The sequence below is a fragment of the Nitrospinota bacterium genome (genome assembly GCA_016235255.1).
In the GTDB taxonomy this organism is placed as follows: Bacteria; Nitrospinota_A; UBA7883; order UBA7883; family JACRLM01; genus JACRLM01.
Window position 1 is genome coordinate 1 of sequence record JACRLM010000070.1, and the last position, 11,864, is coordinate 11,864.

Genomic DNA, 11,864 nt, shown 5'->3' on the forward strand with positions numbered 1-11,864 from the left:
ATCCATTCTTCCCTTGCCAGTTTTCCCGTTACCGTTTACTCTTTTCATGTGACCTCCTTGCTTTCCGTTGTTTTCGTTCAAAAACATGGTAGCAGGTGAGGTCATACCTTCGTTTCAACTAAGTTTAGGACACTTTCTATCCCGCCGGACTGTCCGGTCAGTGTGACATCGGCGTTATATGAGATAGGCGTGCGTTCCAGGTTTATCTCTATCACCACCGCTCCGGCCTTCCGCGCCACTCCCGCAAGGCCCGCCGCCGGCTGCACAACTCCGGAGGTTCCGGCCACGATGAAAAGCTCCGCCTTCCGCGCCGCGTCGAACGCCCCGCCGATAATCCGCGGCTCCAGAGATTCTCCGAACCACACGATGCCGGGCCGCTCCATGGCTCCGCAATTTTGGCAGCGGGGCGGGATTTGCGTCAGCGGGACATCATGGTCTTCGCGCACAGTTCCCTCGGCAATACACCGCAAGCGCCAGATGTTGCCGTGAAGCTCGAGTATCCGGCGGTTTCCGGCCTTTGCATGAAGCCCGTCCACATTCTGGGTGATAAGGGTGAAGTTTTCGAAAAGGCCTTCCATTTGAGCGAGCGCGTAATGGCCGGGATTTGGCGTTTTGGAGGCTATGATCCCGCGCCGCCAGTCATACCAGCGCCAGACAAGCTCCGGATCCCGTTCGAAGGCTTCGGGGGTGGCCAGGTCTTCCGCGCGGTAATTATTCCAAAGGCCGCCGGCCCCCCTGAATGTGGGAATTCCCGATTCGGCGGAGACTCCCGCGCCGGTGAGAACGGCGGCGTTTCTGGCCGATTGTAACGCACGGACAACTTTTTCCGGCAGGTTCAGGCCTCGTGAGTCCATATAAGGCGCTCCCGATCAGGCGCTTTGTTTTTCGTGTACGCTCAAAATGGCGAAAGCGTCACCGGCGGTGGCGGTGGACACCAGGCCGTTGACAAGCCCCTGGTTTCTGCATGCGCGAACAATCGTGGCCAGAAGCTGAAGATGGACTTTCGGCGACCGCTCTGATCCTACTATGAGGAATATTATTCTCACCGGCTGTCCGTCCAGCGCCCCGAACTCCAGCCCGTCCGGGCACAGCGCCATCACCACCAGCATGTCCGCTATGTTTTCACCCGAGGCGTGGGGGATGGCCACGCCGCCTCCGATGCCGGTGGACGAAAGCCCTTCGCGTTCCATCAGCTTTTCGAACAATGGATCGCGCCGGTCCTCCCCCAGCCTGCCTGCGGCCACCAGGTGGTCCACCATTTTGCCGATGGCTTCGTCTTTATCGGCCGGGGCGAATCCTGGCATGACCAGGTCTGCGGTCAGATAGTCGGTGATATTCATCTTTACCGCTCTTGTTTCACTTTCCCGCCATCACCGCCGCCAGTCTCGTCCTTGAATGGATCGCCGGTGTGGTCCTTGATGTCTTTTCGAAGATACCATCCGTTGATTACGAAAAAGGCCACCAGTGCGGCAAGCAATGTCCACATAATCAACCGGACCATGTATTTCGCGCCGCCAGCTTCATGTAATTCAACAGATAATTTGGCGGCGGATTATCGCCGCGCCTTCCCCGCAAGGCTGATTTGAAATGTACCACATTAACAGGAGGGGTTGGTAGCGTGCTTTGGCGTTCTTATCATATCCTTATTTTCATCCCGTCCTCACCTACGATAACTTCCCTCGCATACCCGGCGGAGCGGACTTTTTCCGCCAGTGTGGAGGTGTCCTGCGAAGGATGAAAATGGGTGAGGACAAGCCGTTTGGCCCCGCTCAAAATCCCCGCCCGGGCCGCTTCGGAGGTGCGCATGTGCCCGTCGGTCTCCACCCCGTCCGGATACGTGCATTCCAAAAGCAGAAGATCGGCCCCACGCGAAAGCTCAATCAACTGGGAGCAATACGCCGTGTCCCCCGAATAAGCTAACGTGGGCCCGCCCGCCCGTTCGAAACGGTAACCAAGGCCGTTGGCTCCGTGGAGCATCGGAAGCGACCGGATGGAGTATCCGGCGGCGTGATATTCCCCGCTCCCCATTTCTTCTATGCGTATCTCGTAATCGGCCGAATATATCCACCGCCCATAGACTTCCATGAGCTTGGCGAAAACATTCTTGAAACCGGCGGGGGCGAAGATAGTCACGTTGTTTTTCGGCGCGCTTTCAAGGCAGTTCTTGTACGCGAAAAGATATGGAAGAAGGTCGGCGCAATGGTCCAGGTGGTGATGGGTGATCACGATGGCCTCCACGCCGAAAGGGTCCATCCCGGCGGCGAGAATCCTGTTGACCGCTCCCGGGCCCGGATCTATCAGAAAGCGCGCCGCCCCGATGGTGAGCATGTAGCAGGAGGGACTCCTTTCCGGGTCGGGCGCGCAGGCTCCAGTGCCCAAAAGGGTGAGTTCCATCACTTGGACGCGAGAATTTTCTCCAGGCTTCCCGTGTGATACTTGCCGCTTAAAAACTCCTCCGTGGCCAGTATGTCCAGGTGAAGCGGGATCGTGGTCTTTATTCCTGCGATATGGAACTCCGAAAGGGCGCGGTTCATCTTCGCCACCGCCTCGGCCCTGTCTATGCCATGCACTATCAGTTTGGCCACCATCGAATCGTAATACGGAGGCACCACCGCGTCGTTGAAAAGGGCGGTGTCCACCCGCACGCCCGGGCCTCCGGGCATGTTCAGCGCGGTGATCCTGCCGGCGTTGGGCACGAAAGTGTATGGGTCCTCGGCGTTGACGCGGCATTCTATGCTGTGGCCATAGGTGCGGATGTCATCCTGCTTGAAGCGCAGTTTTTCACCGGCGGCGATGCGTATCTGTTCCTTTACAAGGTCAAGCTCCGTCACCTCCTCGGTGACGGTGTGCTCCACCTGTATGCGGGTGTTCATCTCGATGAAATAGTAGGCGCCGTCCGGTGTGCACAAATACTCCACCGTGCCAAGGCTCTGGTAGCCGATGCGCCGGGCAAGCTTTACCGCGTCATTGGCCATTGCTTCGCGGATTTTCGGGTCGAGCGTGAACGCGGGGGTCTCCTCTATAAGTTTCTGGTGGCGCCGTTGCATGGAACAGTCCCGCTCGCCCAGATGGATCACGTTCCCGAATGCGTCGGCCATAACCTGCATTTCTATATGCTTGGGATTTTCGACGTATTTTTCCAGATAGACGTTCGGGTCGCCAAAAGCGGTGGCCGCCTCGGACCGGACGACTTCAAAAGCGCTGGTAAGCTCCCCCTCGCTCCATAGTATCCGCATGCCGCGCCCGCCGCCCCCCGCCGCGGCCTTTATCATCACCGGATAGCCTATATTATCCGCCGCCACGATGGCGTCCTCAAGCGAGGCGAGCGTCTCTTTTGAACCCGGCACCACAGGCACCCCCGCTTCCATGGCGGTCGCCCTGGCCGCGGCCTTGTGCCCCATGCGGCTTATATGGTCCGGCTTGGGGCCTATGAAGGTGATCTTGCATTGTCCGCACACTTCGGCGAAGTGCGCGTTCTCCGAAAGGTAGCCATAGCCCGGATGTATGGCCTCCGCCCCTGTCACCTCGGCCGCGCTGATTATCGATGGGATGTGGAGGTAGCTTTTGGCCGATGGTGGTGGGCCGATGCACACCGACTGGTCGGCGAAACGCACATGCAGCGCGTTGTCGTCGGCGGTGGAATGCACCGCCACGGTGGCGATGCCAAGCTCCTTGCACGCGCGGATGACCCGTATGGCGATCTCCCCGCGGTTGGCTATAAGTATCTTTTTGAACATTGGGTAAACGGATTCCCCGGCCTAAAGAGGAGCGATTTCAAAAAGCGGCTCGTTATACTCCACAGGCTTGCCGTTCTCCGGGAATATCTTCACGACGCGTCCCCCCTCGTCCGCCTCTATCTCGTTCATCAGCTTCATGGCCTCCACGATGCAAAGCACCTGGCCTTTGCGGATGATGTCCCCTTCATTCACAAACGGCGCGTTTGTGGGGGATGAGGACTTGTAAAAAGTGCCGACCATGGGGGAAACGACGATATGGTTCGGATTGACCGGGGCAGGGGCCGCCTGGGGCGCTCCCGCCTGGTCCACCGAAGCGCCGGGCTGGTTGAAGGCCACCGCCGCCGGGACTGTGTGCGCCGGGATATGCAATCCTTCGGAGCCTTTTTTCAAACGGACGCGGTTGCCGTCCTTTTCCAGTTCCAGCTCGAATATCTTGCTTTCCTCAAAGAGGCGGATGATCTTTTTAAGCTCGGAGATGTCCATGACGGATCCTTAAAGCGGTTGACGTTTTCAGTCAGGACGCGATTTGCATAAATATTTAAAAACAGGCGCTATTCTAACCGCAAACGGCGGAAAATGGAAGGGTTTACGGACATTGAAAAAGCCGGCCGGGCATTGAACCGGTTTGTTACGCCGGGGCCAATGTCCCCAGTATCGCCGGGCCGCCGCGCGCTCCTGTGATTTTTGAAAGGTCAACAGCCACGCCGTTGTCGGCGTACCAGGCCAGAAGGGCCATCAGCATCCCCTCAACCATGTCCGAAGGGACACCGAGGCGGTCTGAAGTTGTCACCTCGACCCCGCCCAGGTTGGCCGCGATCCTCTCGACAAGATATCCGTTTTTCGCCCCGCCTCCACATATCACCAGCCGGTCCGTGGGCCGATTGCCACGCCTCAGTTTTTCAATCTCCAGCGCCACGCTTCGCGCCGTCAATTCGGTGAATGTGGCCAGAATGTCCCGGTTCAACCGGACATCCAGGTCCATATTCGCCCATTCCCCAAACGCTGCGGCCCCAAAATATCCGGCTCCGGTGGATTTGGGCGGCTTCTTCCGGAAATAGCCGTGGGACAATAATTTACGGAGCAAAGCTTCGTTTATAACTCCCTTGCGGGCGGAGGCTCCATCCTTGTCAAACAGTCCTACGCGGGCTTTGCGCGCCGCGTGGTCTATGAGCATATTCCCCGGGCCGGTGTCGTATGCCAGCAACGATGTCAGCGATGTTTCGCCAGCTGGTAAATGGGTCAGGTTGGCGATTCCGCCGATATTAAGCGCCGTGACGTTTTTCCTTTTATCGCCGAACAGGGCGGCGTGGACGACAGGGGCAAGTGGCGCCCCCTCCCCTCCCCTCGCCACATCGGCGGAGCGGAAATCAGACCACGTTCTCACCCCGGTCCTGACCGCGATCAACGCGCCAGAGCCTATCTGCATCGTTGCGCCTTTTTCCGGAATGTGGCATATGGTCTGGCCGTGGGAGCCGATCATTTCCACCCGCACACCCTGCATTGCCCTTTTTTTCATCAAGGCGTTTGCGGAGGAGGCGAACGCTTCGCCCACTTTCGTGTTCAGAAGACATAATTCGCCTGGCAGGCAGGAACCAAGGCCGCTGGCGGCCTTATAAAGCCTTTCGCGCAATTGTTCCGGATACTGCTTTTTGAAGTGGGCGATAGGCTTTATGCGCACAACACCGTTTTTATAGCGGATATCGCAGGCGACCGCATCCACCCCGTCCATGGAAGTGCCGGACATCAGCCCGACGCAGATCGTCATCCCCCGGCCCTTGCGCTTTTGCCCCGTCCGGCAAACTCCCGCTTTACCTCCGCCATGAGGCGCGCGTCGGCAAGAAGGTCGTAAACGGTCATGGCCATGGCCTTTGTCATCTTCATCATCGCGTCCGTCCCTTTTTGTGAAATGACGGCGGAAAGGAAATTGCGGGAATGGTTAATGTCTTCGCGCGCGCCCACCGCGTATTCGGGATGAAGCGTCGGGACCACCTGGCTTAAGTTGCCGATGTCCGATGAGCCTATCTCTTCCGTCTCCGAAAAGCCCTCGTCGGCGATCCCGGCGGTCTCCATGTTCTTCCTGAACGCGGCTCCGATGGGATAGCTGGGGTAGAACGGCTCGTAGGAATGGCCGTGGGATTTAACAGACACCTTGCATCCTGCGGCGCGGGCCGCCCCCCGGGCGCATTCCATCACCTTGGCCTTAAGCTCGCGGAAATATTCACGGTCCAGCGTCCGGATGTAAAAACGCATCTCCACCCTTTCCGGGATGATGTTGGGCGCGTCGCCGCCGTGGGTGAATATGCCGTGGATCCTGGCCTCCCCTTTTAGCTGCTGGCGCATGGCCGACACCGCGTTATAGAAAAGCACCCCGGCGTCCAGGGCGTTGATCCCCTTCTCTGGAAACGCGGCGGCGTGGGCCGCCTTGCCGGTGAATTCGAAAAGCAGGTCGGTAATGGCGTACATCCGGGCGATCACCCGGGTCTTGTTGCTGGGGTGGACCATGATGGCGGCGTCCACATTCCTGAACACCCCCTTTTCGATCATGCGTATCTTTCCGCCACCCCCTTCTTCGGCGGGGGTCCCTATCACCATCAACGCGCCGGGATGGTCCGGAGCTGCCTTTGTCAGCGCCGCCGCCGCCACGCACGCCGCCGCCGCGATCATCGAATGCCCGCAGGCATGGCCGATGCCCGGCAACGCGTCGTATTCGGCGAGGATGGCGACAACCGGCCCCCTCCCCTTTCCCTTGTGGCTGGCCGCAAAGGCGGTCTTAAGCCCCGCCACTCCACGCTTCACCGAAAATCCTTTGCCCGAAAGGTAATCGCACACTTGCCCTGCGGCGAACGCTTCCTCAAAGCAAAGCTCCGGCCTGTCGAATATGGCGCGGTTCATCCGCAGCGCGTCCTGCGCGAACGAATCGGCGGCGGCCATTATTTTCTTCTTTGTCCCGTGTGTTCCCGGTTTCATCGTTTTTCCTAAAGGTTGCGAAGTATGCGAAGGTAACTGAGGCTCTGCGGTATCTCCTGGTCCTCGCAATAATTGTGTTCGGCCAGTATCTTCAGGTCGTCCAGCGCGCGCGTGTCCCCCTCGAATTTAACGGTGTTAAGCCCAAGGTCCGCTATCAGGCCGCCTGCCTGGAGGATTTCCAGCACCGAGCGGCAGTCGAACTTCTCGTTGCTCACATGCATGAACACATCCGTTCCGTGCTCTTGCACCACAAGCGAAATGTAAGTGGCCGGCCTGGCGTGGAACCCCTGGGGCCTTGGTATCGCAAGTTCGTAAGAGACCGGCTTGACGTATGACGACAATATCCTTTCGGCCACCTTGTTCCCCTCGTTGAGATACTTCCCGCTGAAACGAAGGCCGAACCCGACGATTGTGGCGAGCAGCTTGCCATCGTCCACAAGCTCCGCTATCCTCCCCTTCACGCTCCCCTTGCGCGCCTCCGTCTCGTATTCGTGCCTTTCGAAAAAGTGCACAAGCCACCTTAACATGTCGAAAAGGTGCATGGGGATGGCGGTGAGCCCGCGCAGGGCCACGGCGTTCGGGTCGGCCCCGAGCCTGCCCCCCTTGATGTACGTGTCGTATTCGCTCTGGATGTTGTGCAGGTCCGCCTCGAATCCGGTGAACATGGTCTCGCTTATCTTGCCGGGGATTATCTCCAGAAGCTTTGTGGCCTTGATGCGCCTGTCCAGCCCGTTTTGCCGGAAGATCTTGAACACCCTGCGGTAGTCCTGGGCGATGGATATCATCCTCTCGTCCACGTCGCTTATCTCGCTGCCGACGATGGTGTATGGGAGCTTGGGTATCACCTTCAGGCCCCAATCGCCGGCTGGGGCGGAGCGCTCCCCCACCTTTATCCCCTGCGCTGTCGCCTCCTCCACAAGGGCGCTGTGGAAACGGCTGAGAACGAAAGCGAAATAGTCCAGCGTATTGTACGCGGCGTCCCGGAATTCCCTGTGCATCTGGTCGGCGTCGCCGCCAAGATAGTCCAGGTACCTGTCCAGTATGTGATAAAGATAAAATCCTGCTATGGAAAAGTTGCGCACGCAGGCCACAAGCTCCGCGAAATACAGCCACCGCATGTTGGACCTGGCGCCGTGGTCGTCCAGGAAACCTTCAAGCTTTTCGGCCTCCTGCATCAACGTGAAATAATAATGCTTGTTGACGATCATGTTCTCGTCGTTGATGACCGACAGCACGAACAGCAGCTTGCGGCAATGTATCTCCGCAAGGGGCAGGAACTCCTCCTCGGAGATGAGCGGGGTGAGGGACTTGGAGGTTTCCATCAAATAAACATGGCGGGCTCCGCCCGGCTACAACAGCCCGAGGGCCATTTTCAGGTCGTTGTCGTCGAACATTATCCCGCCGCCGAAAAGGAACGTGCGGTATTTCTCATTGAGCATCTCGTCCCCGCCCAGGTAAACATACAGGTACTTGTGCATGTTCCAGCGCAGTTGGGCCTTCAATTGAGAGCTTGTGGCGTCCTTGTCGTAGCCGGATATGTTGAAAATGTCAACGGACGCCATCACCTTGTTCCCTATCAGGTGATAGTCCACCCCCGCGCCGGCCGACGACTCAATCAGCCCCGCGCGGATGGTGACGTCGGAAAACCTCTTGGCCATCTGGATAGAGTACAGCAGCGAGTTGATTGTGTTGCGCGTTGTGTTCAGGTCCTGCCTGCGCATGTCCTCGGACACTTCCATCAGATAATACTTGTCCTCCCTGGGCTGCACCTTCACGGAGACGTGCGATTTCGTCTGTTTGGTGTCCTGCTGGCGCTCGCCGCGTATGCCAACGTAAAGGCTCACCTCGTCCGCCTTGTTGAGGAACTTCTTGGCCCCCACCAGCGTTGTGTTCAGGTTTTCATAAACGGCCTCGTCGTTGACAAGCTTGCCCACCGTCCCTTCGCCGCGCTCTATCTTGCTGGTCACCTTTTCGATGGAGCTTCCGGCGCTTTTTACCGACTTCATTAAATCGTCGATTTTCGCGGAGGCCTTGGCGATGTTGTCCATCGTGCTCTTCAGATTTTCCCTGTTCTCCTTGAGGATGCCGCCAAACTCGCCGGACACGTCCTTGAGGTTGTTTATCCCTGCCGACAGGTTGTCCTTGTTTTCTTCTATCAATTCGCGCAGTCCCTCGGCCACTTGCGCAAGATTTTCCGAAAGCTGCGGAGCGCTTTTTGCGAAGCTGGACGATATGGTGTCAAAATTGGTCATGGTGGACTTTAGCGCGGCCCGGTTCTCCGCCAATATTTCCTGCAGGTTCCCGGAGGCCATGTCTATGTTGTTGAGGATGTCTTTTAGGGCCTGCTCCCCTTCCAGCGTGCCGAACACATTTTTCAGAGACCTTGTGATGTCCCGCACATCCTCGATGGCGCTCCCGACCTTGGCCATCATGTCCGTTATTTCCGTGGGATCCTCGGAATTGACCAGGGTCTCTCCGTTTTTGATAAACGGGCTTTCCTTGGTTCCCTGGACGATCTCTATGTATTTTTCGCCCAGGAGCCCGGCGGTCTTGATGGTGGCCAAGGCGTCGCTCCTGATTCCGGCCTGCCTGGTCAGTTTTATCGTCAGTTTGGCCTTGTTTTCCTCAAGGTCTATCTTCTCCACATAGCCGATCTCCACGCCGGAAAGCTTCACCTTGGCCCGTTCCTCAATGCCGGAGACGGTGTTGAAATGGACGTATATCGTCATGCGGGAGCCGCCGCCGAAAATGTCCACACCGGCGGTCTTGAACGAAAGGTACAGAAGAGCGAACCCGGCGAATATGGTCAGAAGCCCGACCCTCATTTCCGGAGTTAGAAAATTCATTACATCCCCGCCTGATTATTCGAAATGTCCGCCTTTGCGGCCGGATCTCCGGAAGCTGGGGCCGTCTGGCGTCCCTGGATGGCCTCCGTGTTCCGGATAACTTTACCAATGTAGCAGAATTCCGCCACTTCTGGAACAGTGGATGAAAACACCTCGTCGGGCGTGCCGACTGAAACGAATTGCCCCTTGTACAGCATCGCTATCCGGTCCGCGATTTTATTTGCGGAGACCATGTCGTGCGTGATTGTCACCGCCGTGGCGCCTATCTTGTTCTGCAGGTCCACTATCAGGTTGTTGATCTGATCGCACATGACGGGGTCGAGCCCGGTGGTCGGCTCGTCGTACAAAATAATCTCCGGATCCATGGCGATGGCCCGCGCCAGCCCGGCCCGTTTTTTCATCCCGCCGGAAAGCTCCGCCGGCTTTAAATTCTCCACGTTGAAAAGCCCGACGAGGTTGAGCTTCTCGGTCACTTTTTTCTCCCGGTCGGCCCTGGACAGGTTTGTGTGCTCCTTGATGGCAAAGCCCACGTTCTCGCCTATCGTCATCGAATCGAACAGCGCCGCCCCCTGGAAAAGCATCCCGAACTTGCGCCGCAAATTATTCAGATCCTCCTCGTTGAGCGTTCCCACCTCGATTCCGTCCACGAGCACCTTCCCCTTGTCCGGAGTCAGAAGCCCGATCATGTGCTTTATCATCACCGACTTGCCTGTGCCAGATCCGCCGATGATCACCATGGACTCCCCGCGCCGTATCCGCAGGTCCGCCCCGGCCAGCACCACCTTCGTCCCGAATGCCTTGTGCACCCCGATAACGTCTATTATTATGTCGTCGGCCATCACGCCCTCAGAACAGGAACGAGGTGAGGACATAGTCCACCACCAGGATCAGTATTGACGATATCACCACCGAGCGTGTCGTCGCCCGGCCCACCCCTTCAGCGCCCCCTTCGGTCTTAAATCCCTGGAAACAGCAGACGATGGCGATGATCATCCCGAATATCATGGACTTGAAAAGGCCGGAGTATATGTCGTTAAGCTCCAAAAACTCGAAAGTCTTTTTCATGTACACCACCGGGTTTGCGCCCAGCGTCCCCACCCCGATGAGGGCGCCGCCGAATATACCAACCGCGTCTGAAATCACAGCGAGCATCGGCAACATCAGCGTGGCGGCGATGAAACGCGGCACGATGAGGTACTTTATGGGATTGGCGGACAACGTGTACAGCGCGTCGATCTGCTCTGTCACCTTCATCGTGCCAAGCTCAGCGGCCATGGCCGACCCGGCCCGCCCGGCCACCATTATGCTGGTCAGCACAGGCCCAAGTTCGCGCGTCATCGAAAGGGCCACCACGGTGCCCACCATGCTCTCCGCGCCAAACCGTTTGAACCCGATATAGCTTTGCAGAGCCAGGACGCCCCCTGTAGAAAGGGCCGTGATGGCGACCACCGGAACGGAGTTGTAGCCAATCTCCTGCATCTGCTCGAAGATCGCCTTTAACCTCAAGGGAGGCTTGGCAAGCCAGCGGGCCATCTGCCACGTGAAGATGGAAAGCTCCCCCACGGCCTCCGCTGTCCATAGCACCCACAGGCCTATGGAACCGACGATGGCCTGGAACACGCTGGCGCTGAATTTGATCATTTCTGTTTATTGTCCGGACAAAAATCTATATGTACGCCATTTTCTTTCACAAATTCAGCGAAACTCCCCGGTTCTGGATTTTCAAAGGCGGATGCGGGAAAGAAGTGGAATTCAAGATCGTGCCCATACTTAATTTGCACATGAACGAATTCGCTGGTCATTCGTTCGAAATCCCATGCTTCCACTCCTTCGGCGAAAACGCCGATGTCCACATCGCTCCATTCGTCAGCCCTGCCGTTTGTTTGCGAACCGAAAATGTACGCGGCTGCCACTTTCGAGGAGCGGTTTAAATCCGACACGGCTTCTTTAACACGATTCTCTATTTCAACTGAGACAAGAGCCATGAGACCTCCTCCCCGGTTTTGCGGAATATCGCATCTGCTTTTATTAATGTAACTTCCTTGGACATGGCAAATAATTCTTCTGGATAGCGTGAACTTACATAGTACGAAATTAACGCGGCGTAGAATTCAATTTGTTCGTCCGAAAGGTTTAAGCGGGCCATTTCCGCCAATTTTACAAGATTATGAATTCGCGGGAGTCAATCCCTTTTTTAGTTGAAACTCCCGGCATGACCGTCACGCCGCTTTCACCATTATCTTCCCCGCCAGAGCCCGTTTCATGATCTCACGCAGTTCTGGCAGGTGTTTATAACCGCTCACTTTCCTCAACC

13 protein-coding genes and 1 pseudogene are annotated in these 11,864 nt (G+C 57.3%); all 14 read right to left on the minus strand.

Translation table 11 applies throughout. The annotated features are described in order from the left end of the window. Positions 1 to 101: 101 nt before the first annotated feature. Positions 102 to 854: an NAD-dependent deacylase gene (locus HZB29_09245; protein ID MBI5815780.1), complete on the minus strand. Its 753-nt coding sequence runs from the start codon at positions 852 to 854 to the stop codon at positions 102 to 104. 15 nt (positions 855 to 869) lie between these two features. Next, entirely contained in the window at positions 870 to 1,340 is a 471-nt protein-coding gene (locus HZB29_09250) for a PTS sugar transporter subunit IIA (GenBank protein MBI5815781.1), read from the minus strand. A 2-nt stretch (positions 1,341 to 1,342) separates the two neighbouring features. Then, positions 1,343 to 1,501, minus strand: coding sequence for a hypothetical protein (locus HZB29_09255; protein ID MBI5815782.1), 159 nt, complete (start codon positions 1,499 to 1,501; stop codon positions 1,343 to 1,345). A gap of 134 nt (positions 1,502 to 1,635) precedes the next feature. After that, positions 1,636 to 2,394 (minus strand): MBL fold metallo-hydrolase, encoded by a 759-nt coding sequence (locus HZB29_09260; GenBank protein MBI5815783.1) that lies wholly within the window; start codon positions 2,392 to 2,394, stop codon positions 1,636 to 1,638. Beyond that, on the minus strand, positions 2,394 to 3,737 hold the full coding sequence (gene accC, locus HZB29_09265; GenBank protein MBI5815784.1) for an acetyl-CoA carboxylase biotin carboxylase subunit: 1,344 nt from the start codon (positions 3,735 to 3,737) through the stop codon (positions 2,394 to 2,396). The genes HZB29_09260 and accC overlap by 1 nt, the downstream gene beginning before the upstream one ends. Positions 3,738 to 3,758: 21 nt before the next feature. Next, the gene (gene accB / locus HZB29_09270) at positions 3,759 to 4,220 is read right to left on the minus strand and encodes an acetyl-CoA carboxylase biotin carboxyl carrier protein (protein ID MBI5815785.1); all 462 of its coding nucleotides are present in this window, start codon (positions 4,218 to 4,220) and stop codon (positions 3,759 to 3,761) included. A gap of 145 nt (positions 4,221 to 4,365) precedes the next feature. Next, positions 4,366 to 5,502, minus strand: coding sequence for an anhydro-N-acetylmuramic acid kinase (locus HZB29_09275; GenBank protein ID MBI5815786.1), 1,137 nt, complete (start codon positions 5,500 to 5,502; stop codon positions 4,366 to 4,368). Then, positions 5,499 to 6,704, minus strand: coding sequence for a M20 family metallopeptidase (locus HZB29_09280; GenBank protein ID MBI5815787.1), 1,206 nt, complete (start codon positions 6,702 to 6,704; stop codon positions 5,499 to 5,501). The genes HZB29_09275 and HZB29_09280 overlap by 4 nt, the downstream gene beginning before the upstream one ends. 8 nt (positions 6,705 to 6,712) lie before the next feature. Then, the gene (locus HZB29_09285) at positions 6,713 to 8,026 is read right to left on the minus strand and encodes a hypothetical protein (protein MBI5815788.1); all 1,314 of its coding nucleotides are present in this window, start codon (positions 8,024 to 8,026) and stop codon (positions 6,713 to 6,715) included. Positions 8,027 to 8,053: 27 nt separating this feature from the next. Beyond that, positions 8,054 to 9,550 carry an MCE family protein gene (locus HZB29_09290; GenBank protein ID MBI5815789.1) on the minus strand — a complete coding sequence of 499 codons (1,497 nt, stop codon included), beginning with the start codon at positions 9,548 to 9,550 and terminating at the stop codon, positions 8,054 to 8,056. Continuing rightward, positions 9,550 to 10,389, minus strand: a complete 840-nt coding sequence (locus tag HZB29_09295) for an ABC transporter ATP-binding protein (GenBank protein MBI5815790.1) — start codon at positions 10,387 to 10,389, stop codon at positions 9,550 to 9,552. The genes HZB29_09290 and HZB29_09295 overlap by 1 nt, the downstream gene beginning before the upstream one ends. 7 nt (positions 10,390 to 10,396) lie before the next feature. Continuing rightward, complete coding sequence (locus HZB29_09300) at positions 10,397 to 11,083, minus strand: ABC transporter permease (GenBank protein ID MBI5815791.1); 687 nt, start codon at positions 11,081 to 11,083, stop codon at positions 10,397 to 10,399. Positions 11,084 to 11,187: 104 nt separating this feature from the next. After that, positions 11,188 to 11,535, minus strand: a complete 348-nt coding sequence (locus HZB29_09305; protein MBI5815792.1) for a nucleotidyltransferase domain-containing protein — start codon at positions 11,533 to 11,535, stop codon at positions 11,188 to 11,190. Continuing rightward, positions 11,511 to 11,729 (minus strand): annotated as a pseudogene (locus HZB29_09310) (HEPN domain-containing protein). The gene HZB29_09305 and the pseudogene HZB29_09310 overlap by 25 nt, the downstream one beginning before the upstream one ends. Positions 11,730 to 11,864: the final 135 nt, after the last annotated feature.

Bases quoted from the DNA above. Each gene is read 5' to 3' on its own strand.
- accB (MBI5815785.1), bottom strand. From the start codon at position 4,220: ATGGACATCTCCGAGCTTAAAAAGATCATCCGCCTCTTTGAGGAAAGC.
- HZB29_09305 (MBI5815792.1), bottom strand. From the start codon at position 11,535: ATGGCTCTTGTCTCAGTTGAAATAGAGAATCGTGTTAAAGAAGCCGTG.
- HZB29_09260 (MBI5815783.1), bottom strand. From the start codon at position 2,394: ATGGAACTCACCCTTTTGGGCACTGGAGCCTGCGCGCCCGACCCGGAA.
- HZB29_09280 (MBI5815787.1), bottom strand. From the start codon at position 6,704: ATGAAACCGGGAACACACGGGACAAAGAAGAAAATAATGGCCGCCGCC.
- HZB29_09295 (MBI5815790.1), bottom strand. From the start codon at position 10,389: ATGGCCGACGACATAATAATAGACGTTATCGGGGTGCACAAGGCATTC.
- HZB29_09250 (MBI5815781.1), bottom strand. From the start codon at position 1,340: ATGAATATCACCGACTATCTGACCGCAGACCTGGTCATGCCAGGATTC.
- HZB29_09245 (MBI5815780.1), bottom strand. From the start codon at position 854: ATGGACTCACGAGGCCTGAACCTGCCGGAAAAAGTTGTCCGTGCGTTA.
- HZB29_09255 (MBI5815782.1), bottom strand. From the start codon at position 1,501: ATGGTCCGGTTGATTATGTGGACATTGCTTGCCGCACTGGTGGCCTTT.
- HZB29_09275 (MBI5815786.1), bottom strand. From the start codon at position 5,502: ATGACGATCTGCGTCGGGCTGATGTCCGGCACTTCCATGGACGGGGTG.
- HZB29_09285 (MBI5815788.1), bottom strand. From the start codon at position 8,026: ATGGAAACCTCCAAGTCCCTCACCCCGCTCATCTCCGAGGAGGAGTTC.
- HZB29_09290 (MBI5815789.1), bottom strand. From the start codon at position 9,550: ATGAATTTTCTAACTCCGGAAATGAGGGTCGGGCTTCTGACCATATTC.
- accC (MBI5815784.1), bottom strand. From the start codon at position 3,737: ATGTTCAAAAAGATACTTATAGCCAACCGCGGGGAGATCGCCATACGG.
- HZB29_09300 (MBI5815791.1), bottom strand. From the start codon at position 11,083: ATGGCCCGCTGGCTTGCCAAGCCTCCCTTGAGGTTAAAGGCGATCTTC.